This window comes from Streptomyces sp. NPDC046909 (genome assembly GCF_040644695.1).
Classification (GTDB): domain Bacteria; phylum Actinomycetota; class Actinomycetes; order Streptomycetales; family Streptomycetaceae; genus Streptomyces.
In genome coordinates this window covers 787,953-813,467 of sequence record NZ_JBEYXC010000003.1, presented here as the reverse complement: position 1 = coordinate 813,467, position 25,515 = coordinate 787,953, and the positions used below count along the sequence as shown (strand labels likewise).

The window sequence follows — 25,515 nt, the reverse complement described above, 5'->3', positions numbered from 1 at the left end:
GCAGAAAGCACCCGGTCTCAACTCCCGTCGCAGGTACGGCGGTAGGGAACGTCGGGCAGATAGGTCCGCCAGGCCGCCCGGTCCAGGCCCCCGCCGGCCCGGGCACACACCCGCTCCACGAGATCGCCCGCGTCGGTGCCGTAGGACTGGAGCGTGCTGTGCAGACCGGAGGTGCGCAGGGTGCGGCCGTCCGGGGACCAGGCGAGGGCGAGGACCGGGTCCCCGGGGGTGGGCAGGGCGGAGCCGAGGGGCTGGTTGCCGGGTACGTCCCAGAGCCGGACCGTGCCGGAGGCGCCGGCCACGGCGAGGGTGTGCCCGTCGGCGGAGAAGGCGAGGGCGCTCACCCCGGCGGAGCCGCCGGAGCCGCCGGAGCCGTCCTGATCACCCATGTCTCCCGCGTTCCCGCCGTCTCCCCCGCTCTCGGTCCCGGAGTCGGCGATGCGGGTGCCGGGAAGTACCGCGACGCGGCTGCGCAGTTCCCCGTCCCAGACGGTGACCCGGCCGAGGGTGTCGCCCACCGCGAGGTAGGCGCCGTCGGCGCTGAAGGCGAGCGCGCTGACCGGGTACGCGCTGAGGGTCCGCCGGGTGGTGCGGGCGGAGGTGCCGGGCGCGGGGTCGGCGACGATGCCGTGCCAGGTCACCAGGGTGCCCGGGCCGGGGCGGAGGGCGAGAGCGGCGCCGTACAGGCCGGGCAGCGTCTTGGCCCGGGTGGCCCGGCCGGCGCGGGCGAGGTCCCAGACCTGGACCGACCGGCTTGCCTGGTCCGAGGCGTAGGACAGCACCAGCCGGCGGCCGTCGGCGCTCAGCGCGATGGCGTGGACCTGGCCGAGCGACGCCTTCGGGAGGCTGACGGTGGCGTGAGTACGGCCGGTGCGCAGGTCACGGACCTGGATGCGCCAGGGTTCGTCGAGGGTGTAGGCGAGATAGCGGCCGTCGGCGCTGAACGCCATGGAGTTCCCCACGCAGGTTTCCACGGCGCCCGGACCGGGATCGCCCCCGCCCGACACCATCCTCTGGCCGACGGCGAGCGCGGCGTCCGCATCGGAGTCGGGCAGCTCCCAACCCGCCTGCGGGTCCTCGTCGTTCATGTCCGTGCAGGGGGTGCCGGGCAGCGCGGCGACGGTACGGCCGGTACCGGCGTCCAGCAGCCGGTAGCCGCCGGGGTCGTCGAGGTCCGTCGAGCGCAGCAGGGCGAGCAGGCGGCCGTCCTGGCTGAAACGGGCCAGCTGGGTACCGTAGTTCTGCCACCGCCCGGTCGTGGCCTGCCCCAGGGACAGGGAACGCACCGCTGTGCCGGGCGCGTCGAGATAGCGCAGCACGCCGTCGGCGGGGTCGAGGCGGACCTCGGCGGCACTCTCCCCGGTCAGGGTGTGCCGGAGCACGGGCGCGGTGGGCGAGGCCAGCCGCCACATCAGCAGCCGGTCGTCCCTGGCCGCGGTGACGAACCTGCCGTCCGCGCTGAAGCGCAGCTCGCGCAGGCCCGTGCCGCCGCCCGTGAGCGGGGCGAGTTCGGTGCCCGCGCGGGCGTCCCACAGCCGGATGCCGGAGCCGGTGGCGAGGGCCAGGGTCCGCCCGTCCGGGGCGAAGGCGAGCCCGCCGCCGCCCTCGGCACACGTGCCGGACGGCAGGTTCCCGACGCCCGGCAGGCTCAGTCGGCGCCCCCGGGTGAGGTCCCAGACCCGCAGGGGGTGCCGGTCGGAGCACACGGCCAGCAACCGGTCGTCCGGACTGACGGCGAGGGCCTCGGCGTAGTCGCCGCCGTCGCGGGACAGCCTCAGCAGCTCGCGGTGCCGGTGTACGTCCCAGACGCGCAGGAGCGGGCTGTCGTCCGTGTCGCTGCCGTCCGTGTCGCTGCCGTCCGTGTCGCTGTCCTCGGAGGCGTCGGCCGAGGCCTCGGCGCTGTCGGCAGGCGCGCCCGCACTGGAGGCGGAGGCGCCCTCCTCGCTCACCGGCACGCCCGGGGCGCCGTCGTCCGTCTCGGCCACCGCCAGCGTGCGCCCGCTCGCGCCGAACACCGCGTCGATGCCGTTGCCGTCGAAGCGCGCGGTGACGCGGCCCGTGCGCAGGTCCCACAGCCGGGTCGACTCCCCGAGCAGGACGAGGCTTCGGCCGTCCGGGGCGAGCACGGTCCCGAAGGTGTCGGGGGCCGCGTCGCCGAGGCCCGGATAGGTGTGGGTACGACGGTGGGTGCGCACGTCCCAGATGACGACCCGGTCCTTGGTGACCGACACCAGGGTCCGGCCGTCCGGGCTCAGATGCCGTTCGGACAGGCTGTCCTCTTCCGCGTCCTCCTCGGATTCCGGGCCCGAGCCCGAGCCTGATTGCGAGTCGGTCCGGGTATCGGCCTCGGGCACGGCCAGTACGTCCTGCTCGGGCCGGTACAGGGCCGCCAGCAGCGCGGAACGGGTCTCGGTGGTGTCCGCCAGCCGCCACGCCGCGACGCTCAGCCGCATCGCGGTCACCGGGTCGGTGAACCGCACGCCGTCCGCGAGCGCGGCGATCCGCCGGGCCTCGGCCTGGACCGCCCGCCGCTCGCTGGTCCGGCCCTGCTGCCAGGCGACGGCTCCCGCGACCAGGGCGAGGGCGACCAGGGTGGCGAGGACCGAGGTCAGCAGCCGTCGGCGACGGCTGTCACGGGCCCGGGCGGACCGGCTGGCCACCAGGAACTCCCGTTCCAGAGAGGTCAGTTCCCGCTCGTCGAGCTGAGTCTCGGCAGCGGCCAGCCGGGCGCCCCGGTACAGGGCGCCCGGCTCCCGGCCGAGGTCGCGCCAGGTACCGGCCGCCTCGGTGAGTCCTCGGTGCGCGCGCAGCCGTTCGCGGTGCTCGTCGATCCAGCCGGACAGCCGGGGCCAGCCGGTGATCAGAGCCTCGTGGGCGAGGTCGACGGTGTCGTCGTCCAGGGTGACGAGCCGGGCCCTGGCCAGCCGGTCGAGGACGGGGGCGAGGTCGGCGTCCCGCGCGAAGTCCAGCTCGCCCCGGCCGAGCGGACGCCGGGTGTCCTGGGCGTGCTCGCCCGGGGTGATCAGCCGGAGCAGCAGGAGCCGGGCGGGAACGGCCTGCTCCTCGGGCAGCCTGGTGTAGACGTCCTCGGCGGTCCGGGCGAGGGCACCGCGCAGCCCGCCCGCGGCCTCGTACGCCTCGACGGTCAGCGTCCGGCCCCGGCGCCGGCGCCAGGTCTCGCGCAGCACATGCGACAGCAGCGGCAGCCCGCCCGGTTCACCGGCCGCCTCCCGCACCAGCAGTTCGGTCAGCTCCCGCTCGACGAGCAGCCCGGCCGAACGCGCGGGCCGTACGACGACCTCCCGCAGCTCGGCCGCCGACATCGGCCCCACCAGCACACCGGCCCCGGCGCCGGCCCCGGTACCGGTACCGGTACCGGTCAACGCTTCGGCGAGGGCGCGGTGTTCGGCACAACGGCCGTAGAAGTCGGCCCGTACGGCGATCACGACCCGCAGCCGTCCGCCGGGGCGCCGGGCGTCGAGCAACTGGTCGATGAACCCCGCGCGTTCGGCCGGATCCTGGCAGAGGGTGAAGACCTCCTCGAACTGGTCGACCACCAGCAGCGTGTCGCCGGGTCCTTCCTTGGCGCGCAGCGCCTCGGCGTGGGCGCGCAGCGGATGCGGGCCGGGGGTGAGGACACGGATCGCGGCCAGCGCGGGCCCGTCGCCGACGCCCCCGGTCCTGAGCGCGGGGATGAGACCGGCCCGCAGCAGCGAGGACTTGCCGCTGCCTGACGGTCCGAAGACCGCGGTGAACCGGCCGCCGCGCACCCGCTCGCACAGGTCCGCGACCAGGGCGTCCCGCCCGAAGAACCGTTCGTGATCGCCGGGTTCGTACCGGGCGAGACCCTGGTACGGCGCCTCGTCCCCGTCGTCCTCCCGCGCCGAGCCCGCCGCCTTCCGCCAGCGCCGCTCCCACTCCTCGGCGTCCCCGTCGCAGGCCCGCACATAGGCCAGGGTGACGGCGAGGGAGGGCAGTTGGTCGCCGGCCGCCGCCTGGGAGAGCGCGCTCACCGAGTAGGAGGCCCTGCGGGCCAGCTCCCGGTAGGTGGGTCCGCCCGCCGCCCTCCGTAACTCGCGCAACCCGTGGGCGAACTCCTGCACCGGCCCCGCGACCGGATCGACCGGCCGTTCCCTGCGCCCCACGAACGCCGCCCCCCTGTCGTACGCCCGAACCACCCGTAGGCACCCTAGGCTGACTCCATGGCACCGAAGAACATCGCGACCAACACGGCCGTCTCCCTGGACGAGTTGCTGGACTTCGTACGACCCCGGCACCGGGCCCTGCTGCTGACCCGCCGGGCCGACGGGAGTCCGCAGGCCTCGCCGTTGACCTGCGGGGTCGATGACTCGGGGCGGATCGTGGTGTCCACGTACCCCGAGCGGGCGAAGACGCGTAACGCCAAGCGGGACGAGCGGGTGAGCGTCGTCGTACTGAGCGACGACTGGAACGGACCGTGGGTCCAGATCGACGGCACGGCCGAGGTCATCGACTCACCGGAGTCCGTGGAACCGCTGGTGGAGTACTTCCGGAACATCTCGGGGGAGCATCCGGACTGGGACGAGTACCGGGAGGCGATGGTGAAGCAGGGGAAGTCGATCATCCGGGTCACACCGGAGCGATGGGGGCCGGTGGCCACCGGAGGGTTCCCCGCACGGCTGACGCCCGAGGACTGATCAGCACCGTCCAGCGCAGCTCGACGGACGGAGTCCGGCGCAGCGCCCCGAAGCCTGCGAAGCAGCGCGAGGGGCGCAGAAGGAAGGAGCCCGGGAGGCGATGGTGAAGCAGGGGAAGTCGATCATCCGCGTCACGCCGGTGAAGTGGGGGCCGGTGGCCACCGGAGGGTTCCCAGCGCGGCTGGCTTCGCCGGACGCCTGACGGGAATCAGGCCCTTTTCACCATCGCCTCGATTCCCGCGACCAGCAGGTCCAGGGCGAAGTCGAAGTCCCGTTCCCACATTTCCTCGACCGTGTCGCCGCCTCGGGCCGCCATGATGTCCTCGGACTGTTTGACGACCTCGGCGGCCTGCGGGGCCTGGGTGACCGTGCTCATGGCGTGGCGGAAGTACTCGTCGGGGGTCATGCCGACGTCCGCCGAGCGGGCGATGAAGTGGCCCTCGATGGTGCCGAAGCCGTAGACGAACTGGAAGACGGCGGAGATGGCGGCGGCCAGTCCGTGGGCGGGCAGGCCGGTGCGGCGGATGACGTGCTGGATGACTCGGGCGAACTCCAGGTAGTTCGGGCCGATGTTGAGGAACGTGCCGCTCAGGGGGGAGACCCAGGGGTGGCGGACCAGCAGGGTGCGGTAGCCGCGGGCCAGGGTGCGCAGCTGGTCGCGCCAGTCCTCGTCGGTTTCGAGGTCGGGCAGGGTCAGTTCGCCGCAGACCGCGTCGAGGGCGAGTTCGAGGAGGTCGTCCTTGGTGTCGACGTACCAGTAGACGGACATCGCGGTGACGTTCAGCTCGGCCGCGAGGCGCCGCATGGAGAACTTCGACAGGCCCTCGGCGTCGAGGAGTCGGACCGTGACGGATGTGATGCGGTCACGGTCGAGGCCGGACGGCTGACCTCCCCGCCGAGCCTTCCCGCCGCCCAGCCACACGCTGGTCCGCGCCGCCTGCTGGCCTGCCTTCACCATGGCGCACCTTCCTGGTCCTACAAATCGCGCAAATCGCCGATCAGCTTAAGCGCCCCGTCAGAGGCGCGGGACCGTATCAATGTGCGGCTCCGCCGCGTGGGCGCCAGTAACCACGAAGCACCCGCAGCCGCCCACGCACCGCACCGCACCGCCCGAGCCCCTACGCGACCTCTTCCCGCTCAGCCCGCCGCAACAACGCCCCCGCGACCAACCCACCCAGCAGCACAGCCACCGCTCCCACCAACAAACTGCTCTCCAACCCGGAGGAGTACGCCTCCGTGATCCGCGCCCTCTCCTCCGCCGACCCCGCCGCGGCCAACGCCGCCGGCAGCGAAGACGCCGCCACTGAAATCAGCGCGGCGAAGCGGGAGTTCAACACCGCGCCCAGGACCGCGACCCCCAGCCCCTGCCCGAACTCCGCCACCGTGCCGTTGATCCCGGCCCCGATGCCCGCCTTCTCCGGCGGGATGGAGCTCATGATCGCGTGCGCCATCGCGGGGTTGGCGATCGCGGCGCCCGCGCCGATCAGAAGCAGCCCCAGCAGGGTCCCGGCGTAACCGCCGGAGGCCACCGTCGCGATGGACACCAGGCCCGCCGACATCGACACCATGCCCAGCCCGATCGCGGCCGGGTTGCCGAGCCTGGCCGCCCACTTCGCGGCCAGCCCCGAGAAGTTGAGGGCCACGATCGTCAGCGCGAGCGGAGCCGTCCGCAGGCCCGCCTCCAGGGGGCCGTAACCGAGGACGAACTGCATGTGCTGGGTGAGGAGGAAGAGCGAGCCGCCCATGCCGAAGGTGATCAGTACCGCGCCCGCGATGGCGCCCGTGAAGCGGCGGTCGGTGAAGAAGTGGAGGTCGAGCATGGGGTACTCGATCCGGCTCTCCCAGTACGCGAAGCCGGCCAGCACCACTGCCGCCACGGTCGCCGACGCCAGTACACGGCCCGACGTCCAGCCGTGCTCCGGGCCCGAGATGATCGCGAAGACCAGCGAGGCCATGCCGATCGTGGACAGAAGCGCGCCGAGGAGGTCGGGGCGGTCGCCGCGCGGGTTCTTGGATTCGGGGACCAGGGTCGCCGTCGCCACCAGGCCCACCGCCGCCACCGGGAGGTTGATCAGGAAGATCGCGCCCCACCAGAAGTGGTCCAGCATGAAGCCGCCGAGCAGCGGGCCGCAGGCGAAGCCGAGCGCGTTGACCGCCGCCCAGATGCCGATCGCCTTCGCGTGCTCCGCGGGCGCGAATATCTGCATCACGACGGCGAGGGTCGTCGTCAGCAACAGCGCCCCGCCCACGCCCATACCGGCCCGCGCGGCGATCAACTGGCCCGTGCTGTCGGCGAGTCCGGCCGTGAGCGAGCCCGCGCCGAACAGGGTCAGACCCGCTGTCAGCATCTTCTTGCGGCCGTAGCGGTCGGCGGCGCTGCCGGCCGTGAGCAACAGGCCCGACTGGACCAGGGAGTACGCGTTGATCATCCACTGGATGTCCGACGTTGCCGCGCCCAGTTCCTCGGTGAGGGAGGGGATCGCGACGTTCAGGACGGTGTTGTCGAGGACGACCGTGAGCTGGGCGAGGCAGATGACGCCGAGGATGAGCCAGCGCTGGGGGTGGCCTTGAGCGGCGGTGACAGGGGTGGGAGCGGGGGTGGGAGCGGGGGTGGGAGCAGCGGGCATGCTGTACACCGTAGAACAGTTCCTATACGGCGTACAACGGCGTTTCCTGTCGTACAACGACCTTTCCCGTCGTACGACGAAGAGGGCGGCGACCGTCATGGCCGCCGCCCTCCCTCGTTCCTTACGTCAGCTGCTCGCCTTCTGCGTCAGGTCGTAGAAGGTCGACGAACCCACCGTCACCTTCTTGAAGTTGGCCTCGACCCACTCGGTGATCTGCGAGGACGTGCCGCTGCTGCTGCCGCCCATGCCGCCGCCGGAGCCGGACGAGATGAAGTAGTGGATCTTGCCGTCCTCGACGTACTGCTTGAACTGGGCCAGCGTCGGGGACGGGTCGGTGCCGTTGAAGCCGCCGATGGCCATGACCGCGTCGCCCGTGGAGAGCTGGTAGCTCGCCGCGTTCTGGGCGCCGATGGCCGCCGCGACCCAGGTGTAGTCGTCGGAGTCGGTCTCCAGGAGCTTCTTGGCCTCGTCGGAGACGGTCGCGCCGTTGAGGAGGCCGCCGACACCGCCGCCGCCACCCATGCCGCCGCCGTCGCCGGTGGTGCCGCCGGGCATGCCGCCGTTCTGCTGGGTCTGGCCGCCCTGGGTGTTGCCGTTCCCGTTGGTGTTGCCGTTGGTGTTGCCGTTCTGGCCGGGCATGCCGCCGCCGGGGAAGCCGTTGCCCTGCTGGCCCTGGCCCTGCGTGTTGCCGTTGCCGGTGCCGCCCTGCTGGTTCTGGCCCGGCATACCGCCGCCCATGCCACCGCCGCCACCGGGACCGCCGCCCCGGCCGCCACCGCCGCCCATCATGCTGGCGCCGGCGGGACCGGCCGTCACGATCGAACCGGTGTGGCCCTCCTGAAGGGTGCTGATCGTGTACGCCGTCGGACCGGCCAGCGAGGCCACCAGGCCCACCGACGCCGCCGCGAGGGCGAGCTGCCGGTTGATCCGGCCCGCGAAGACCAGGCCGAGCGCGGCGGCCAGGCCGCCGATGAGGACCAGCCACTTCAGCCAGGGCAGGTAGTCGGAGGTGCGGTTGAGGAGGACGTACCCCCAGGCGGCGCTGGCCACGACCGCGGCCGCGAGGGTGATCGACGCCCAGATCTCGGACCGCTTCTCCCACAGCAGGGTCGAACCCATGCCGATCACCGCGGCCATGTAAGGCGCGAGGGCGACCGTGTAGTACTGGTGGAAGATGCCCGCCATGTAGCTGAAGACGACCATGGTGATCAGCAGCGAGCCGCCCCAGACCAGGAACGAACCGCGGGTCACCGACGTCCGCTTGAGCTTGCGCGTCGCCACCAGGCCCGCGACCAGCAGGATCAGGGCCGCCGGGAGCAGCCAGGAGATCTGGCCGCCGATCTCGGAGTTGAACATCCGGTCCCAGCCGGTCTCGCCCCACTGGCCGGTGCCGCCGGCACCGCCACCGCCGCCGACCGAGCCGGTCTCGTCGCCGTTGAGGCGGCCGAGTCCGTTGTAGCCGAAGGTCAGTTCAAGGAAGGAGTTGTTCTGGGAACCGCCGATGTAGGGGCGGGAGGACGCGGGCCACAGTTCGACGATCGCGACCCACCAGCCGCCGGACACGATCAACGCGGCCGTCGCGGCGGCCAGTTGGCCGAAGCGCTTCTTCAGCGACACCGGCGCGCAGACCGCGTACACGATCGCGAGCGGCGGCAGGATCAGGAAGGCCTGGAGGGTCTTCGCGAGGAAGGCGAAACCGATCGCCGCACCCGCCCACAGGAGCCACTTCGTGCGGCCGTCCTCCAGGGCGCGGACCACGAAGTAGCAGGCCACGGCCATCAGCAGGGCCAGCATCGCGTCCGGGTTGTTGAACCGGAACATCAGCGCCGCGACGGGGGTGAGCGCGAGCACGGCGCCCGCGATCAGACCGGCCGCGGGGCTGAAGCGGCGGCGCACGGAGGCGTAGACGACGGCGACCGTGCCGACGCCCATGAGGACCTCGGGCATCAGGATCGCCCACGAGCTGAGTCCGAAGACCCGCACCGACAGGGCCATCGGCCACAGCGAGGCCGGGGGCTTGTCGACGGTGATCGCGTTGCCCGCGTCCAGCGAGCCGAAGAAGAACGCCTTCCAGGACTGGCTGCCGGCCTGGACGGCCGCGGAGTAGAAGGAGTTGGCGTAGCCGGAGGAGGTCAGGTTGTAGAAGTACAGCGCCGCGGTGGCCAGGAGCAGCGCCCAGAAGGCCGGGCGGGCCCAGCGGGGGTCCTCGGGGCGGCCGCGCCACAGTCTTTTCACGAAGGGCTGCTTGGGTTCACCGGCCTCGGGGGCGGGCGGGGCCGCGGGAGCCGAGGGCTCCTGCACGGCCGTACTGGTGATGGTCATCGGGGATCCCTCGGATCGGTGTCGGTGGGACGGACCGGCTGCAACTGCATCGTGGCGTCCCTCCAGTTGCGGTCCGCGGCTTCACCGGCGCGGAACTGGTCGTCGTACGAGAAGTGGTTGCCGCCTGTGCGCGTCGGCAGCGGCGCGTGGAACGGCTGCGGCTGCGGCTGGGGGGCGGTGGAGGTGGTGGAGGTGGCGTACGTCGGCGAGGACGGGGAGTTGACCGGCTGATGCGAGGCCACCACCGTCGACTCGCGGCGCTCCGGGAAGACCCAGGCGCGGAAGAGCAGGAAGCGCAGGACGGTCGCCGCGAGGTTGGCGGCGATGAGGACCGCCAGCTCGGTGGAGTGCGCGGGGTTGCTGCTGGCCGCGTTGAGGGCGGCGAGCGAACCGCTGGTCAGGGCGAGACCGATGCCGAAGACGACGAGCCCCTGCGCCTGGTGCCGGACGGCGCCGCCGCTGCCGCGCACCCCGAAGGTCAGCCGGCGGTTGGCCGCCGTATTGGCGACGGCCGAGACGAGGAGGGCGAGCGCGTTGGCGACCTGCGAGCCGCCAAACTGCCGGAAGACGCTGTAGAGGAGGAGGTAGAAGAGCGTCGACAGCCCGCCGACGACACAGAATCCGACGAGCTGGCGGGCCAGCCCCTTCGGTACGTCCTTGATCTCGCGGTCGCGCGGATCGTCACCGAAGGGCCGGGTGATCCGGTCCAGCGGAAGCGATCCGGTGGCCAGGGCCTTGCCCACCCGCCACACCCCCTTGAGGTCCTCGGTCGCCGTCTTCACGATGTGGACGGTGGAGTCGGGGTCGTCGACCCAGTCGACAGGCACTTCGTGGATACGGAGTCCCGCGCGCTCGGCGATGACCAGCATCTCGGTGTCGAAGAACCAGCCGGTGTCCTCGACCATCGGCAGCAGCACCTGCGCCACATCGCGCCGGATGGCCTTGAATCCGCACTGCGCGTCGGAGAAGCGGGCCTGGAGCGAACCGCGCAGGATCAGGTTGTACGAGCGGCTGATGAACTCCCGCTTGGGGCCGCGCACCACTCGGGAGGAGCGGGCGAGCCGCGAGCCGATCGCCAGGTCGGAGTGGCCCGAGATCAGCGGGGCCACCAGCGGGAGCAGGGCGTTGAGGTCGGTGGACAGGTCCACGTCCATGTAGGCGAGGATCGGGGCGTCCGAGGCGGACCACACGGTGCGCAGGGCGCGACCGCGACCCTTCTGCTCCAGGCGGAAGTTGCTGACCTCGGCGATCTCCGCCTCCAGCCGCGCCGCCACCTGAGGGGTGGTGTCCGTCGACGCGTTGTCCGCGATGGTGATCCGGAACGCGTACGGGAACGTGCGCTTGAGGTGCTCGTGCAGTCTCAGCACACACGGCTGGAGGTCCTTCTCCTCGTTGTAGACGGGGATCACTACGTCCAGGACAGGCGTACCGGCGTCTCCGGCCGGGAGGTGCTCCCGCGCCGGCAGGTTGCCGGGAGAAGAGTCGGTTCGCATGACACTGACTCTCGTCAAGTGCCCTGTTGCACCCATGTGGTGGCACTGTGCTGTACCTGTGAGTGCGATTGCCAATTCGTTTCGGGCGCCGGGCGGGGCGTCATGGGGGCGAGCGCGGGGAGGTGCACCGTGAACACGGTCCGCCCCGGAACGCTGTCCACGGTCACGGCACCGCCGTGTGCGGTCGCGACGGCCTGCACGATGGCGAGCCCGAGCCCCGTGGATCCAGAGGCACGGGAACGGGAGGAGTCACCGCGCGCGAACCGCTCGAAGACATGCGGCAGCAAATCCGGCGGGATTCCTTGGCCGTTGTCCTCGACATCCACGCACATCCACGGCCCGCGCCGCTGAATGCGGGCGGTGATGGTGGTCCCGGGCTCCGTGTGCTTACGGGCGTTTCCGAGCAGGTTGATCAGCACCTGCTGAAGGCGTGCGGCGTCACCGGAGACGAGGGCCGGTTCATCGGGCAGATCGAGCCGCCAGTTGTGCTCCATACCGGCCGCCCGGGTGTCGCTGATCGTGTCCACGACGAGCGGGATGAGGTCGGTCTGCTCGAACTGGAGGGGACGGCCCGCGTCGAGCCGCGCGAGGAGGAGAAGGTCTTCGACGAGCAACGTCATGCGACCCGCCTCGGATTCGATACGTCCGAGTGCGTGCCGGGTGTCGGGGCCGATCTGCTCCCTGCCGCGTCTGGTCAGCTCGGCGTACCCGCGGATGGAGGCGAGGGGTGTGCGCAGTTCGTGGCTGGCGTCCGCGACGAACTGCCGTACCCGCATCTCGCTCTGCTGGCGGGAGTGGAGGGCCGCGTGGACATGGTCCAGCATCCGGTTGAGGGCGACGCCCACCTTGCCGACCTCGGTGTTCGGGTCACACTCCGACTCGGGGACCCGCTCGCTGAGGTTGACCTCGCCTGTGTGGAGGGGGAGTTCGGAGACGCGGGTGGCTGTGGCGGCTACTCGGCGGAGGGGGCGGGTGGCTACGCCGACTATTACGGTGCCGGCGATACCGGCGGCGACCAGGCCTGCGGCGGTGACGCTGGCCTCCACGGCGATGAGGGTGTTGAGAGTGTTGTCGACTTCCTTGGTGGGGAGGCCGACGTAGTAGCTGCCCTTGTCGCCTGAGTTGTACTTGACGCGGTACTCACCGAGGCCAGGGATCTCGACGGTGTGCGTCTTGCCGTCCTGGGAAACCTGGTTGAGCGCCTCGATCGCCTCGTCGCTCAGATCCGTCGGCGTCGTCTCGAAGTCGTCGTTGTTCTTCACCCCCACCTTGGCGTCGGTGATGACGTTCTTCTTGACCACGGCCGCGATAGCGCCCTGCTGCGGCCCCTTGGTGACCAGGTCGTCCAGGTCGTTCGTAGTGCTCGTGGGTGGCGCGTTGCCGCCGGCCTTGCCCTGCTGGCCGGGCGGAGCGCTCACACCTGCGGCCCGCATGGCGGCCTCGCCGACCTTGGAGTCCAGCTGCTCGTACAGATGAGACCGCAGCGCAAGCGTGGTCACCGTGCCGATCACCGTGCACACCACCGCGATCAGCACCACGGACGCGACGACGAGCCGGGCCCGCAGCGTACGCGGCTTACCCAGTCGCTTCCTCTGCGGGCGCGTCGGCCGTCGTCGTCCGCTCATGACGCCGCGGGCTTGATGAGGTAACCGGCACCACGCCGGGTGTGGATCATCGGCTCACGACCGGCGTCGATCTTGCGCCGCAGGTAGGAGATGTAGAGCTCGACCACGTTGGCCTGCCCACCGAAGTCGTACGACCACACACGGTCGAGGATCTGCGCCTTGCTGAGAACACGCCGGGGATTACGCATCAGGAAGCGCAGGAGCTCGAACTCGGTCGCGGTGAGGTGGATGGACTCACCGGCACGCGACACCTCGTGGCTGTCCTCGTCGAGGGTGAGGTCCCCGACGACCAGCACGGAGTCGGACCGCCGGTCGGCCGCACCGGAACGACGGATGAGCCCACGCAGCCGAGCCACGACCTCTTCGAGGCTGAACGGCTTGGTGACATAGTCGTCGCCACCGGCGGTGAGCCCGGCGATCCGGTCCTCCACGGCGTCCTTCGCGGTGAGGAACAGAACGGGAACGTCCGGCAGCTCCCGGCGCAGCCGCCCGAGAACGGTCAGCCCGTCCATGTCCGGCAGCATCATGTCGAGTACGACGGCGTCGGGCCGGAACTCCCGAGCGGTCTGGATGGCACCCGTGCCATCTCCCGCACTCCGGATCTGCCATCCCTCATAGCGAAGGGCCATGGACAGCAGCTCGGTGATCGACAGCTCGTCGTCCACCACAAGCACTCGGACGGGGCTCCCGTCCGGCCTCAGCAGTTCGGTGCGCCCCTGGGGCGAGGTCGTGGTCATGTGGACACACTGTCTGGATCCTCTGAGAGCACCCTTTCCACTTCCTGTGATTTCCCTGAGAAACTCACAGGGAACGCCAAGCCAGAGCCTCTCCCACCGCCATCCGCAAAGGGATACGTCAGCATTTGCGGCGCTTTATGCCGCCCGGACGGCCTCGCCCTTCAAAGGAAACCCTTTCTGGAACCTGTCACCACCTCGGCCGCGAACGGCCGGGTTTCTCACCCCGGCAGCTCACACCTCGTCGCGCTCCCGACTACCCCCTACAACAGGACGGTCACGGGTCGCATCTCCCACCAACCAGCTATACCGATGGTGGAACGGGCATGGTGACGAATGCCCACGCCGAGCGCGCGCGGTCGCGCACGTTGACCCCGGCGACGACATCGGCGGGGCCAGCGAGCCCGCACCGACGACAACGGAAATGATCTCGAGCCGACCGGTTGGCCTTCTCGGTGTGGCCACAGCGTGGACAACGCTGCGAGGTATAGGCCGCGTCCACCTCCACGAACGGCACCCCGGCCCGTTTGGCCTTGTAGGCGAGGTGTCGTCCGAGCTGGTCGAACGGCCAAGAGAAGAGCCTGCCCCGCTGGTCGCGACGAGGCCGTACCCGTTCACGGATGCCGTCAAGTGCTTCGACGCCAATTCCACGACCGGTGCGTTGCGCGACGGACACGATCTCCTTGCTGATGCAGTGATTCACCTGGGTGGCATGCCGGTGCTCCTTCCGCCTGCGGCACCCCATGCGCCGCCAGGCCGATCGGGTGTTCTTCGCCTGCAATTCGGCACGCTTGTGAGCCTGCCAGCGCCTATAGCGGGCGAGACGACGGCCCTGATAGTTCGCTCCGTCGCTGGTAGTGGCCAAGTTCACGACCCCACGGTCCACACCGATGAAGCCGACCGGTTCGAACACATCCGGGGTAGGGACCTCGCAGGTCGCCACCAAAAACCACTTACGACCACGCCGAACAAGATCAGTTTCACCCTGCCGGTATTCAGCCAAGGTCTTGAGGTGGTCAGGAGCACCTACAAATCGAAGGTGCTTCATTCGTCCGGACACTGTCCAGATCGACACCGTGCGCGCGTCCATCTGCCAGGACAAGCAACGGTCATCGAAGGGCTGACCGGCCTCGGGCCGGAAGGTAATCGGTGAGCTGGTTGCCTTCCGGTATCTCTTGGAACCTGGCGCACCCAGATTTCCGGCCTTCAAGTTCCCGCGCAGCGTGGCATAGGCGTCCACCACCTTCTTCACCACACGCACCACAGGCTGCGCCGACAGTCCGAAGGCCGCCTTCACATCGGCGTACACGGCCCGCTGCAAGGAGTTGCGATCCTTCAGCCGCTCATCGAAGGACACCTGTGAGACGTAGTCAGCAGCACGGTTACACGCCCGCAGGGTCGCCTCAAGCGCCAACGACTGCTCCGGCGTCGGCAGCAACTTGACTTGCACTACGAGCTTCACGATCACTGAACCTACGCATCTGAACGACCATCGGCTCTGCGTTCGGGATAGGCCACCAGATCGAGTGAACTCTCTGAATAGCAGCCCCATGTGTGGCGATAGGACCCCTCGGAAGTACGCGCACTTTTCAGCAACTGGCCCGCTCGAATCCGTGGCTGTGCTCGACCCTGGCGATGTGGATCACGTACCGCTCGTGCCAGTGCTCCCGCCCGTAGGCCTTGGCCTCCCGGTGCTCCGTGTTCTGTCGCCACTGCTCGATGTCGGCCAGGTCGCGGAAATAGGCGACGGTGATCGACAGCCCGCCCGGTGTGCGGGCGGAGTCCTCGCCGAGGAAGCCAGGGATCTCTTTGACGAGCTCGCCCATGCGCTGCGCGGTGGCACCGTAGCCGCCGTCCCGCTCAGTGCGCAGGGAGGTGAAGACGACGGCGTAGTACGGAGGTTCGTGGGCGGCGACAGGTGTAATGCAGTGATCACTCATGTCGTCCACGATCGGCCGTGCCCCAGGGCCGCGTCCATGCACCTTGCCCAAAGGGATCCGGGAGGGATCCGAGTTTTTACCATCCGCCTCAAGCCAGGCTTGACCTGTCAGAACAACCCGTCCTGCACCCCTGTCTCCTTCACCTGCTTCCTGAACTCCCGTACCGGCACGGAGAGTTCCTCGGCCCCGGTGGGGACCAGCCCCCACCCCGTCATCAGCCGCGTGTCCAGCACGACCACCCCGCCTCCGCCTCCGCCTCCGCCCCCACCTCCGCCCCCGGTCTCCAGATGCAGATCCGGCCCGGCGGCCGCGACCAGCCGCCCGCCGATCGCACCGCCCGCGACAAGCTCCGCCACCTGGCCGACCGCGGCCGGGAGGTCCGTGAGGCCGAACACCCCCGCGTGGTCCACAGGTCGGCACGGCTCGGCCCGCAGTGACTCCGGCCAGCCGCCCAACCCGACGGCGCGAGCGTGCAGTTCGATGATCTCCGCTGCCCGCTCCGCCTCCGTGCGGGGCAACTCGGAACGCACCGCGCGCTTGTCGGCGTAGGGAATGCGGTCCGGCACCCGAAGAGCCGCCCGCAGCAGTTCCTCGGTCCGCCGCGCCGCCATCAGCGGGCCGACGCCCAGCCAGCTGAAACAGACGGCCCCCTGCTCAAGCAGCCGGGCGGACCCTCGCTCCTCTGCGGTGATGCCGACCTTGGTCATACCGGGTCCGAACCAGGCCAGATATACGTGGTACGGCCGGGGGTCGTCCGCGATGGTGTCGGCGGCCACCGAGTGCGCCCGGTCCAGCCGCGCGCACTCCTCGCACCGCGCCCCCGTACTCCGCCCCGGCACGGCCGCCCGCACCGGACACGCATGCCCCCGCGCTCCCACACATGTCCGCACACCCCCGTCCGCGACCCCGAAGGCCACCCGTTTCCCCCAGGTCAGCGCACTGCGCCGCCCGCCTTCCCACGTCAGCACGGGACCGTCCGCCGCCCACCGCAGCCCCGAGCACTTCCATGCCTGTGCCATCACCGACGAGAGTAGGGGGCGGCACTGACAACGGGCGCTGAGCTGCGGAAACGAGGCCGGCCCGTCCCCGTCCCCGTCCCCGTCCCCGTCCCCGTCAGCGTGAGGTCTCGGCGGCAGCCGGGGCCGACGGGACCGCCGTAACCACGACCCCGGATTCCCGTACGCGCCCCCGCCCCCGCCCCGCCAACCGACACCCCACACACCCCGGATGCCCCTCCCGCGCCGACAGATCCCGAGTCCGCCACCCCCACTGCTCCCGAGGCCGTCGCCCCGGCGCCTTGCCCCACCCGGAGAGATGCAGGACCCAGGTGACGAGCACGCTCCCCGCGACGACGGCGAGCCCACCGGCCACCACCAGGGCGGACACCATGACCACCCCCAGCCCCAGCACGACCGACCCGGCCGTGGCCACGGCGAATCCGGTCCACCCCGCGACCGTGTGCCCCTCGTCATACTGGTGCGCACTCACGTTCCGACCTCCCGCTCCCGTTCACCACAAATTCCCTCACGACGTAAGAAATTTAGCACCGAAACCTCTCACGATCTAAGGTAATTACGAAGATGCCAGCCAAGCCCCGCCCCGCCACCACCCCGGCCCAGGCGCTGACGTCGATGGACTCCCTCATCGCGACGCATCTGCTCGGCCAGCAGGAGATGGCCCAGCGGCTGGGCCTGAACGTCACCGATCTCCTCTGCTTCGCCTGCGTCCTGAAGGCCGGCGAGGACCTGCTCACCGCGGGCGACCTGGCGGAGCACGCCCATGTCACGACGGGCGCGATGACCGGCATCCTCAACCGCCTTGAGCGCGGCGGCTTCATCACACGCGTGCCCGACCCGAAGGACCGCCGCCGCGTCCGAGTCGCCGCGGTACCGGCCGCCGTCACCCGAGTCACGGCCCTGTACGGCCCGTACTACGCCCGCCTGGACGACCTGTTCGCCGACTACTCCGCGGACGAGATCGCCGTACTCAACGACTGGTTCACACGTACGACGGGTCTGGCCCTGGAGTACATCGAGGAGTTGCGGGAGCAGGACGGCGGTCGGGACGGCGGCCGGGACGGTCAGCGGTCGTAACGATGGGCGTGAGGCCGTTCGGCGTGGGGCGGGGCCCAGGGCGTTGGTAGGGCTGGCACCACCTTCGGTTCGGTAGGGGACACCCTCGTTCCGGAGGGCGCGCGACGAGATCGTAGAAGCGTGCCGATCGGGGCCGTAGGCCGGGGAGTTGCCGCTGGTCCGGGGTCGGTCGTGTCCCGTCACCCCGTCGCGAGCCCACCCGGAAGGAACCGGCCGCGAGCCCGCCCCGCCCGGAAGGAAACCGTCATGGAGACGCAGCGCACGGAGGACCGCCCGGTGGGCCCGTTCGCCTCCTTCGTCCGGTTCGTGGTGTGCGGCGGGGGCGTAGGGCTGCTGTCGAGCACGGCCGTCCCGTTGCTGGCGCTGCTGATGCCCTGGGCGGCGTCCAACGCGGTCATCACGGTCGCGTCGACGATCCTGTGCACCGAGCTGCACGCCCTGTTCACCTTCGGCACGGGCCGCCGAGCCGGTCTGCGCCGCCACCTCCAGTCGGCGGGCTCGGCGACGGCGGCGTACGTGGTGACGTGCACGGCGATGTTCCTGCTGCACTCGGTGCAGTCCTCGCCGGGCCTGCTCTGGGAGCAGGCGGTGTACCTCGGCGCGTCCGGCCTCGCCGGCATCGGCCGCTTCCTGGTCCTGCGGCTGTTCGTCTTCGCGGGCGCCCGCAAGGAGACAGCGACGACGACGGTACGACCGCTGCGGCCCGCCCACCGCCTCAGCCGCGGCAACCTCCAACTCGCCTGAACCACATGCCCCTTGACCCGCACACGCCGCCGAGAACCCCACCCTCCCCACCCGCCGGTACACCTCGCGCCCCGCTCAAGGGGGGCTAGCAGGATGCTGCGGTACGGCTAGCCACACCCCCGGTCCGGTAGGTCCCTCCATGGCGGCGGCACGGCGGCAGGAGCATCGTGGATTGCAGAGGAAATGCACACGATCCGCAGACGATCAGCAGAGGATCCGCAGACGATCCAAGAGGCACAGACAGACCCCCTCCCGGAAGGAAGACCCCATGAAGTCGCTGCCCTCCCCCGAGCCGAACAGCACCTCGCACGAGGACGAACTCGCGCCGCTGCTCACGGTCTGGGACCAGACCCACCCGGCCACGGCCGACCCCGAGTGGCGCCACCTCCTGGACGAACTGGTCCACCCCCGCACCACCGAGGCCTTCCACCGCCTGGCGGGAGCCGCAGCTTGAACCCGCCCACCCCATACCGCCCCGCCCCGCACACAAGAGGCCCCGGACAACCCTCCGGGGCCTCTTCTCGTACGCCGCCGTAGCGCGCCCCATCTGTCCAAGCACCCTCGCCCTTTGTCCATGGACCGAGCCGCCCCCCGACGGCGAGGGTCGACGCATGACCGAACCGCCCCGCACGCCGACCGGATTCGTCGCCGGACTCGTGGCCCTGGCCCTCGGCGGTTTCGGGATCGGCCTCACCGAGTTCCTCATCGCGGGACTGCTGCCGCAGGTGGCGTCGGACTTCCAGGTGTCCGAGGAGGCGGCGGGCCGACTGATCTCCGGCTACGCGCTGAGCGTCGCGGTAGGTGCGATCGCGCTGACCGCGGCCACGGCACGACTGCCCCGCAAACAGCTCCTCATCGGCCTGATGGCCCTCTTCATCCTCGGCAACCTCCTCTCCGCCCTCGCACCGACCTACCACCTGATGCTCCTCGGCCGGATCATCGCCGCCCTCTGCCACGGCACCTTCTTCGGCACCGGCTCCCTCGTCGCCCGGACCCTCGTCCCCCCGGAACGCGCCTCCCGCGCGGTCGCCGTCATGTTCGCCGGCCTGACAGTGGCGAACGTCCTAGGCGTCCCCTTCGGCACCCTCATCGGCGAACGCTGGGGCTGGAGAGCGGCCTTCTGGTCCATCACCGCGATCGGCGCCCTCGCACTGACGGGCATAGCGACGCTGGTCCCAGACGGGACGGCGAGGACGGTGAGGACGTGGAGAACGAGGTCGATAGGGAACCGACCGAGCCGGACCACCACACCACCGCACCGACTCACGACGCCGCCACCCAACACCCCCATCCGCGCCCAGTTCCGAGTCTTCCGCTCCCCCCAGGTCCAGCTGACCCTCACAGCCACCGCCCTCGGCTACGGCGGAATGTTCGGCGCGTTCAGCTACATCGCGTACACCTTCACCGAGGTGGGCGGCTTCTCCTCGGCCGATGTCGCCTGGCTGCTGATGGTGTACGGAGTCGGCCTGGTCGTAGGCAACCTGCTCGGCGGACGAGCAGCCGACCACGACCGCGACCGCGCCCTCGTCCTCGCCCTGCTGGGCCTCACCCTCACCCTGACCCTGTTCGGCCTGCTGGCCGCCAACGCCCCCGCGACGGTGGCCCTGACCTTCCTGCTCGGCCTGACGGGCTTCGCCCCCGTCCCCGGCCTCATCACCCGCGTCACCGACCACGCCCACGGCGCCGCCCTCGCCGCCGGCGCCAACGTCTCCGCCTCCAACCTCGGCAACGCCCTCGGCGCCTGGCTCGCCGGCCTCGCCCTCACCGCAGGCCTCGGCTACACGGCCCCCCTCTACATCGGCGCCGCCCTCACCCTGGCCTCCGTCGCCGTGATGTCCGTAGCCGCACGCAAAGCCCAAAAGGACGAGGCCCCGTGGATTCCTCCACGGGGCCTCTGATCCGCTGTGCACTCGGCAGGATTCGAACCTGCAACCTTCTGATCCGTAGTCAGATGCTCTATCCGTTAAGCTACGAGTGCTTGTTTTGTTTTCTCGCCGTTCCTTGCCCTTCCGGGCCGCTCGCGGCGACAGGAAGAACATTACATGACTGCCGCCGCCATGTGAAATCCGTTTGCCGTACCCCTTGTGACCTGCGGAAACGGCCTGACACGCCGATGTGGGCAACGACGAAGCCCCGGCCGAAAGACCGGGGCTTCGTGATCAAGCGCGGAGGCGGAGGGATTTGAACCCTCGATGGGCTTTAAGGCCCAAACCGCATTAGCAGTGTGTTGGGGTTCGTCTGGTTATGACGGACCCCGACCCGCTAAGGCGCTCCGCCGCAGGTAGGGCCCGGAATGCCATCCGAGGTGGTTGACCCTCGTCGGAACGCGTCCGGGCCTCTTGGTGCCAGCGCCGTGCCATCAACGGTGCCGCGCCACGCGCTACTTCGAGGGCTCCGGGCCTGCGGCTTCGTCACCCTCGTCGGGGCCGGCCAGGACGATGCGCCGCACCTGCTGACGGGTGTAGCCGGTCACCTCGCAGATGTCTTTCTGGGGGAGCTCGTCGGCGTCCGCCTGCCGGATGGCCGCGGCCAGCTCTTTGCGGAGGATGTCCGCCCGCGTCTCGGCTTCCCTGAACCGGCGCGCGATGTGCTCCAGAGATCGCTTGTCCATGACACTCAGTGTTCCATTCGCCATCATGGAACATGACGTTACTCATGATCGGTGGAGATTACTAGGCCAGAACCCTTTGACAGGGAACACGATGTTCCATAGAGTGGAGGTGTCGGAAGGGAAACCGGACGACAACGCAAGCGGCCCCCGGCGGTGCGTCAACACCGGCCGAGGGCCTGACGGAATCACCTGCGTCAACAGGAGAACCGCTGATGAAGAAGTCTGCCACCCGCCGCGAGCACCGCACCAACCGCCGTGCCCTTCGCGCCACCCTCCGCCGTCGCACGGCCGAAACCCGCGCCACCCGGCGCGCCGTCCGCGCCGTCGCCACCGGTACCCCGCAGCCCGTCCGCACCCGCCTCGTCGCGGCCGGCCTCGACGACGCCACCGCGAAGCGCTTCGCCGGCGCCTTCAGCCGGGGCCTGGTCGCCGACGACGTCCGCGAGACCGAGATCAAGCTCAAGGGCCGCGTCCGTAAGACCGTCGCGGTGAAGCTGTTCGCCGCCCGCACCTTCGCCGCCCGCCTGGCCACCTACCGTCCGAAGGACGTCCTGGCCGCCGCCCGCTTCGAGGTTCTGGCGGGGGTGGCTGCCTGATGTCGAACATCCGCCAGCCCCTCTACGGCGAGGCCGCCGTCCAGGTACGCGACCAGCTCGCCACCTCGACCGCCGAGGACATCCGGCAGCACGCCGACCAGCAGACGCCCGACGCGGGCCGCGAGCACACCGAGCACCAGGGCGACGACCTCGGCCTGAGCCTCGCCGAGGTGCTAGCCGCCCTCCCGGCCGTCGCCGACCACGCCATGAAGACGGCCCTCCCCGAGCGATACACGCCCGAGCTGGCCGCCGAGTTCGCGCAGACGATGGCCGGCATCCTGCGCGAGCAGCAGCAGGAGCGACCGGTTACCGCCGCCCAGCGCGGCCCGGAGTGGATGGCCAAGTGGGGGTGCCCTGGATTCTGTGTCGAGCGGCACGGCACGTCCGGCGCCATGGAGTGCCACTCCACCGCTCCCGTCGAGACCACGCTGAAGGCTGCCGAGGTCGACTGCTCCGGCTACAGCGAGAACGGCGAGAGCCTGCCGTGGATGACCGCCCAGGTCATCGTGAACAACGACAAGGCGCAGGCCTACGGGCGCGAGACGAAGGTGTGGCTCGGCTACGGCGTGCACCTCGCCGAACTGCCGCCGGCCGAGGCCCGGCGGGCGCTGGACGCGCTGCGCGGCTTCACCGTCCGCCTGGCGGCCGTCGTCGACTTCGCCGAGCAGGTTGCGGCCGACGACTTCGCGGGTGACCCGGAGATCGCGGCCGCCGACCGTGAGGCCGAGGCCCGCCGGGTCCGCGCCATCACCGAGGGAACCCGGTGACCCGCCGCCCCGCGGCCGAGCAGGCCCCCACCATCGTGGTGGGGGCCCTGCCCCCGGCCGTCACGCAGCTGCTCGCCGCGGTCCGTGACGCCCTCGACGTGCCCCTCGCGGACCGTCCGGTCGACGACGCGGTCCGGGCCGAACTCCTCACCCGCCGCGCCGCCGACACCCGCGTCATCCTCGAACTGCTGCTCCAGCACGGGGACGTGGCCCGCTCGGTGGAGCGCCTGCGGGAGTGGACCGCTGAGCACCCCGTCGCCTACGCCACGTGGAAGGCCCGCACGGAGCAGGCCACGGCCGAGGAGGCGGATCTCCTCGACGAGGGGGAGGCCGTCCGCCGCTCCGTCGCCGCACAGTTCCCGACCGTCGCCGCGTTCCTCGCCGAGGAGCGAGGTGAGCAGCAGTGACCGAGCCCCGCCTGATCACGCTGCCCACCCGCGACGCCGGGGACGTCACCCTCCCCGAGCCGTCGTGGTGTATCGGCCACGGCGACCACGACCCGGAGACCTTCAAGGTCGACGTCTGCCACGACGGGCCGAAGACCGTGTTCAAGCTCGACGGCGTCACGGTCGGGGAGGCCCTCGTCTCGCAGGCTCCGTTCGCGGCGCGCGGCGTCCGCGAGATCCAGGGCTTCCTGTTCCTCCGGTACGGCGAGGACTACGGCCGCGACCCTGCCCAGCTGTACGACTTCGCCGCCGCCCTGGACGGTCACGCCGACCAGATCCGCGAGTTCGCTGACCAGCTCGCTGCGCTCCTCGCCGAGGGCGACCGGTGACCGCCCGTTCGTACGTGCCGCGTCCGACCGAGCGCGCTGCCCTTGCGGCGGCGTGTCGGTCGGCCCGGCCTCTCCCGCCCGTACCCGCCCTGATGGCTGCGCTGCTCGACGCGAACGAGCGCGGCGACCGCGAGGGCGTCACCCTGGCCGCGCACCGTGTGGTGCGGGCCGCCGCCCCGGAGGTGGGCGAATGACCAGCACCAGAGAACTCACGCGGGGACAGATCACGGTCCTCGGTACGGCCGCCGTCGTCATGGTCGGCGTCGGAGGGTTCGGCGCGTGGGGCACCTACTCCAACGCCGTCGCCGAGTTCCACCGCCAGGCCACCGCCGCCGGCGTCGTCGCCGCCGGGGAGGGCCTCACCCTGATCCTGGCCCTGGTGATGCTCGGCCGGACCATGCTCGGCATGGCCTCCCCGGCCGTGGTCCGAGGCGGCATGTGGCTGGCCCCGCTGTCCGCGTCGTGCATCGGCGTGACGATCGCCAGCAGCGCCCGTGACGCCGCGGTGTACGCGGTCACCCCGCTCGCGATGTCCGGCGCGGCCGAGGGGTTGGGGTTCATCGCCCGCAGCATCGTCGTCTACCGGACGGGGGTGGACGCCGAGGTGATGCGCCGCAACGCGGACGCCGCCCGACAGCTGGCGTTCCACCGTGCCGTCGCCGACAGCCACCCCGACGAGGGCAAGCGCAAGCGGGCTGTGCGCCGGTACTGGCGCCTCGCCCGATACGTCGGCGCGGATGACGCCGAGCTCGGCGCCGGCCTCGTCGACGTCCAGCGAGTCCGCGTCCGCGACGGGGCCGATGCAGCCCTCGCCGGGATGTACGGCACCACCAGCACCCCGGACCCCGCACCGGCCGCGAGCACTGCCGTACCGGCCTCCGCCACGGAGGTATTGCGCGCCCGGTTCGCTGAGATGGACCCGGCCGACGCGATCCGCCTCGCCCACGATGCGCGACCTGATGCACCCCCTGCGGAACTCGCTGCGCTCCTCGGCACCTACGGCCTCGCCGTGGACCCCGTGGCGGTCGCCCTGGTCCTCGGACAGCGGCCCCCGGAGTACACCGTCGAGCGGCCTGCTGCGCCTGTTGCGCCGCAGCTCAGCGAGTTGCCCGCGGTCGGCGTGCAGGGCGCTGTCGAGGAAGCCGCAACAGCCCTCGGCGAGGACGCATCGGCCCGCGAGATCGCCGAGCACCTGGCCCGTCACCGGCGACTGGTCGTGCCCGAGAACCACATCCGCGCCGCCCTCTCCAGGGCCTCGAAGAAGCCCGACCCGGAGTCGGGCGCAACGTCCCGCAACACCGACATGGAAGGCGGCTACGCCTGATGCGCTACCTCATCCTCGGCGCCCTGCTCGGGCTGCTGCTCCTGTACCCGTCCCTCCTCTCGGCCGTCATCACCATCGCCGCCGCGATCCTCGCCAAGCCCATCCTGGTCGCCTTCGGCCTCGGCCTCGCCGCCCGCCCGTACCTGCCCCGCAGCCGTAGGTGGGCACGATGACCGAGCCGTCCAACCTGCCCGATCCCTACCGGCAGTACGCCGTCCCGCCGAGCGAGCAGGCGCCCGCCCACCACCGGCCCCCGAACGTCCTCTACGACGACCGCGGACGCCCCGTCCACTTCACCCTCGGCCAGCCGATGCCGCCGCTCCCGATCATCGTGCAGGCCCCCGTCCGCGAGGGCATGGACCCGGCCCTGCAACGACTGATCATCGTCACGTTCCTGATCCTCGCCGTGGTCGTCGTCTGCACGGGCGCAGTCTGCGCGGTCGTCGTCGTCATGGGCGGCACGTTGATGGGGATCATCGGCGCCGTCGGCCAGAACCTCACCAGCATCGCCATGGCCCTGGTCGGCGTCATCGTCGCCGCCGGATGGGCCGCCTCGAAGATCCGGCCCGCGGCAACGCCCGCCCGGAAGAAGGGCCGCTGACCTGCCCTTCCGTCCTCCGTCAGGTGTTCAGAACTGAACATCTGCGGGGGTGCGGTGGGGCCGGACAGCCCGGCCCGTCACCAGGAGGAACCCCGTGACCCGAGACGAAGCCATTGAGAAGGCCCGCGAGGCGGCCCGCAGCGCCGCCGCCCTGGCCGGTCGAGCTGAGACCGCCGTCAACCACACCGACCAGCGGTCCAAGGTGCCGCTGCTCGCGGCGGCCGGCGCCGTATGGGCGGACGTGAGCCGCTCCTACTCAGCGCTCGCCGCCGTCCTGCCTGAGACCGTCAACGAGAACACGGAGGCCTGAGCCCATGGCCAGCAAAGACGTCCGCTTCAGCGACTTCACCACCGGCGAGAAGATCCGCGTCGTCACGCTGGTCGCCCGCATGGCCAAGCGCAGCATCGCCGACGACGGCTCCGGACGCGTCCTGAAGGACTTGCAGGACAAGGTCGCCCGCATCGAGCAGAGGGCGCAGCGCCGTAAGGACGCCGGCCAGTAGCAACGCCCGGGGACGGCCCCAATCCGCCAAGACAACGGCCGTCCCCGGGCCCCTGAAGTTCCGTCACGCAGCACGTCACGAAAC

The 25,515-nt window shown here is 70.8% G+C and carries 26 protein-coding genes, 1 tRNA gene and 1 pseudogene; 15 read left to right on the top strand and 13 right to left on the bottom strand.

What is annotated here, in order from left to right:
- Window positions 1–17: 17 nt before the first annotated feature.
- Window positions 18–4,145: a DNA-binding protein gene (locus ABZ928_RS12570; RefSeq protein ID WP_361517435.1), complete on the bottom strand. Its 4,128-nt coding sequence runs from the start codon at window positions 4,143–4,145 to the stop codon at window positions 18–20.
- A gap of 57 nt (window positions 4,146–4,202) precedes the next feature.
- On the opposite strand from ABZ928_RS12570, the gene ABZ928_RS12565 reads away from it, so the two are divergent.
- Both ABZ928_RS12565 and ABZ928_RS12560 read left to right on the top strand, forming a co-directional pair.
- Window positions 4,203–4,676 carry a PPOX class F420-dependent oxidoreductase gene (locus ABZ928_RS12565; protein WP_361517433.1) on the top strand — a complete coding sequence of 158 codons (474 nt, stop codon included), beginning with the start codon at window positions 4,203–4,205 and terminating at the stop codon, window positions 4,674–4,676.
- Between the two features lie 91 nt (window positions 4,677–4,767).
- Window positions 4,768–4,878: pseudogene (locus ABZ928_RS12560) on the top strand (PPOX class F420-dependent oxidoreductase); the annotation flags it as partial.
- Window positions 4,879–4,884: 6 nt separating this feature from the next.
- Here ABZ928_RS12560 and ABZ928_RS12555 read toward each other — a convergent pair.
- From ABZ928_RS12555 to ABZ928_RS12510, 10 genes are all read right to left on the bottom strand, one after another.
- Window positions 4,885–5,634, bottom strand: a complete 750-nt coding sequence (locus ABZ928_RS12555) for a TetR/AcrR family transcriptional regulator (protein ID WP_361517431.1) — start codon at window positions 5,632–5,634, stop codon at window positions 4,885–4,887.
- A 160-nt stretch (window positions 5,635–5,794) separates the two neighbouring features.
- Window positions 5,795–7,303: an MFS transporter gene (locus ABZ928_RS12550; protein WP_361517429.1), complete on the bottom strand. Its 1,509-nt coding sequence runs from the start codon at window positions 7,301–7,303 to the stop codon at window positions 5,795–5,797.
- 126 nt (window positions 7,304–7,429) lie between these two features.
- Window positions 7,430–9,625 carry a glycosyltransferase family 39 protein gene (locus ABZ928_RS12545; protein ID WP_361517427.1) on the bottom strand — a complete coding sequence of 732 codons (2,196 nt, stop codon included), beginning with the start codon at window positions 9,623–9,625 and terminating at the stop codon, window positions 7,430–7,432.
- Complete coding sequence (locus ABZ928_RS12540; RefSeq protein ID WP_361517425.1) at window positions 9,622–11,118, bottom strand: bifunctional glycosyltransferase family 2/GtrA family protein; 1,497 nt, start codon at window positions 11,116–11,118, stop codon at window positions 9,622–9,624. The genes ABZ928_RS12545 and ABZ928_RS12540 overlap by 4 nt, the downstream gene beginning before the upstream one ends.
- Window positions 11,119–11,132: 14 nt before the next feature.
- Entirely contained in the window at window positions 11,133–12,743 is a 1,611-nt protein-coding gene (locus ABZ928_RS12535; RefSeq protein ID WP_361517423.1) for a HAMP domain-containing sensor histidine kinase, read from the bottom strand.
- Window positions 12,740–13,480, bottom strand: coding sequence for a response regulator transcription factor (locus tag ABZ928_RS12530; RefSeq protein WP_194078854.1), 741 nt, complete (start codon window positions 13,478–13,480; stop codon window positions 12,740–12,742). The genes ABZ928_RS12535 and ABZ928_RS12530 overlap by 4 nt, the downstream gene beginning before the upstream one ends.
- Before the next feature lie 301 nt (window positions 13,481–13,781).
- On the bottom strand, window positions 13,782–14,939 hold the full coding sequence (locus ABZ928_RS12525; protein ID WP_361517421.1) for a transposase: 1,158 nt from the start codon (window positions 14,937–14,939) through the stop codon (window positions 13,782–13,784).
- 127 nt (window positions 14,940–15,066) lie between these two features.
- Window positions 15,067–15,417 (bottom strand): antibiotic biosynthesis monooxygenase, encoded by a 351-nt coding sequence (locus ABZ928_RS12520; protein ID WP_361517419.1) that lies wholly within the window; start codon window positions 15,415–15,417, stop codon window positions 15,067–15,069.
- Window positions 15,418–15,524: 107 nt separating this feature from the next.
- Complete coding sequence (locus ABZ928_RS12515; RefSeq protein WP_361517417.1) at window positions 15,525–16,436, bottom strand: DUF2797 domain-containing protein; 912 nt, start codon at window positions 16,434–16,436, stop codon at window positions 15,525–15,527.
- A 94-nt stretch (window positions 16,437–16,530) separates the two neighbouring features.
- On the bottom strand, window positions 16,531–16,905 hold the full coding sequence (locus tag ABZ928_RS12510; RefSeq protein WP_361517415.1) for an HGxxPAAW family protein: 375 nt from the start codon (window positions 16,903–16,905) through the stop codon (window positions 16,531–16,533).
- Window positions 16,906–16,997: 92 nt separating this feature from the next.
- Here ABZ928_RS12510 and ABZ928_RS12505 point away from each other — a divergent pair, with 92 nt between their 5' ends.
- The 4 genes from ABZ928_RS12505 (at window position 16,998) to ABZ928_RS12490 (ending at window position 20,152) form a co-directional block, all read left to right on the top strand.
- A complete protein-coding gene (locus tag ABZ928_RS12505) occupies window positions 16,998–17,510 on the top strand; it encodes a MarR family transcriptional regulator (protein WP_361517413.1) in 513 nt (170 codons plus the stop codon).
- A 246-nt stretch (window positions 17,511–17,756) separates the two neighbouring features.
- Window positions 17,757–18,254, top strand: a complete 498-nt coding sequence (locus ABZ928_RS12500) for a hypothetical protein (protein ID WP_361517411.1) — start codon at window positions 17,757–17,759, stop codon at window positions 18,252–18,254.
- Between the two features lie 268 nt (window positions 18,255–18,522).
- Window positions 18,523–18,708 carry a hypothetical protein gene (locus ABZ928_RS12495; RefSeq protein WP_361517409.1) on the top strand — a complete coding sequence of 62 codons (186 nt, stop codon included), beginning with the start codon at window positions 18,523–18,525 and terminating at the stop codon, window positions 18,706–18,708.
- Between the two features lie 157 nt (window positions 18,709–18,865).
- Complete coding sequence (locus ABZ928_RS12490; protein WP_361517407.1) at window positions 18,866–20,152, top strand: MFS transporter; 1,287 nt, start codon at window positions 18,866–18,868, stop codon at window positions 20,150–20,152.
- Window positions 20,153–20,159: 7 nt separating this feature from the next.
- On the opposite strand, the gene ABZ928_RS12485 is transcribed toward ABZ928_RS12490, so the two are convergent.
- Window positions 20,160–20,232 (bottom strand) — tRNA-Arg (locus tag ABZ928_RS12485).
- Window positions 20,233–20,634: 402 nt separating this feature from the next.
- Entirely contained in the window at window positions 20,635–20,865 is a 231-nt protein-coding gene (locus ABZ928_RS12480; protein ID WP_361517405.1) for a hypothetical protein, read from the bottom strand.
- A gap of 212 nt (window positions 20,866–21,077) precedes the next feature.
- Between ABZ928_RS12480 and ABZ928_RS12475 the strand changes: the two genes are divergently transcribed.
- The 9 genes from ABZ928_RS12475 (at window position 21,078) to ABZ928_RS12435 (ending at window position 25,431) form a co-directional block, all read left to right on the top strand.
- Window positions 21,078–21,461 carry a hypothetical protein gene (locus ABZ928_RS12475; RefSeq protein ID WP_361517403.1) on the top strand — a complete coding sequence of 128 codons (384 nt, stop codon included), beginning with the start codon at window positions 21,078–21,080 and terminating at the stop codon, window positions 21,459–21,461.
- Window positions 21,461–22,228 carry a hypothetical protein gene (locus ABZ928_RS12470; RefSeq protein WP_361517401.1) on the top strand — a complete coding sequence of 256 codons (768 nt, stop codon included), beginning with the start codon at window positions 21,461–21,463 and terminating at the stop codon, window positions 22,226–22,228. Before ABZ928_RS12475 ends, ABZ928_RS12470 begins: the two co-directional genes overlap by 1 nt.
- Window positions 22,225–22,635 carry a hypothetical protein gene (locus tag ABZ928_RS12465; RefSeq protein ID WP_361517399.1) on the top strand — a complete coding sequence of 137 codons (411 nt, stop codon included), beginning with the start codon at window positions 22,225–22,227 and terminating at the stop codon, window positions 22,633–22,635. The genes ABZ928_RS12470 and ABZ928_RS12465 overlap by 4 nt, the downstream gene beginning before the upstream one ends.
- Window positions 22,632–23,003: a hypothetical protein gene (locus tag ABZ928_RS12460; protein ID WP_361517398.1), complete on the top strand. Its 372-nt coding sequence runs from the start codon at window positions 22,632–22,634 to the stop codon at window positions 23,001–23,003. Before ABZ928_RS12465 ends, ABZ928_RS12460 begins: the two co-directional genes overlap by 4 nt.
- 190 nt (window positions 23,004–23,193) lie before the next feature.
- Window positions 23,194–24,327: a conjugal transfer protein gene (locus ABZ928_RS12455; RefSeq protein WP_361517396.1), complete on the top strand. Its 1,134-nt coding sequence runs from the start codon at window positions 23,194–23,196 to the stop codon at window positions 24,325–24,327.
- Complete coding sequence (locus ABZ928_RS12450) at window positions 24,327–24,500, top strand: hypothetical protein (protein WP_361517394.1); 174 nt, start codon at window positions 24,327–24,329, stop codon at window positions 24,498–24,500. Before ABZ928_RS12455 ends, ABZ928_RS12450 begins: the two co-directional genes overlap by 1 nt.
- Window positions 24,497–24,928 (top strand): hypothetical protein, encoded by a 432-nt coding sequence (locus ABZ928_RS12445; protein ID WP_361517392.1) that lies wholly within the window; start codon window positions 24,497–24,499, stop codon window positions 24,926–24,928. Before ABZ928_RS12450 ends, ABZ928_RS12445 begins: the two co-directional genes overlap by 4 nt.
- A 94-nt stretch (window positions 24,929–25,022) precedes the next feature.
- A complete protein-coding gene (locus ABZ928_RS12440; protein WP_361517390.1) occupies window positions 25,023–25,238 on the top strand; it encodes a hypothetical protein in 216 nt (71 codons plus the stop codon).
- Window positions 25,239–25,242: 4 nt separating this feature from the next.
- Entirely contained in the window at window positions 25,243–25,431 is a 189-nt protein-coding gene (locus ABZ928_RS12435; RefSeq protein WP_361517389.1) for a DUF6257 family protein, read from the top strand.
- The last annotated feature ends 84 nt before the right edge of the window (window positions 25,432–25,515 follow it).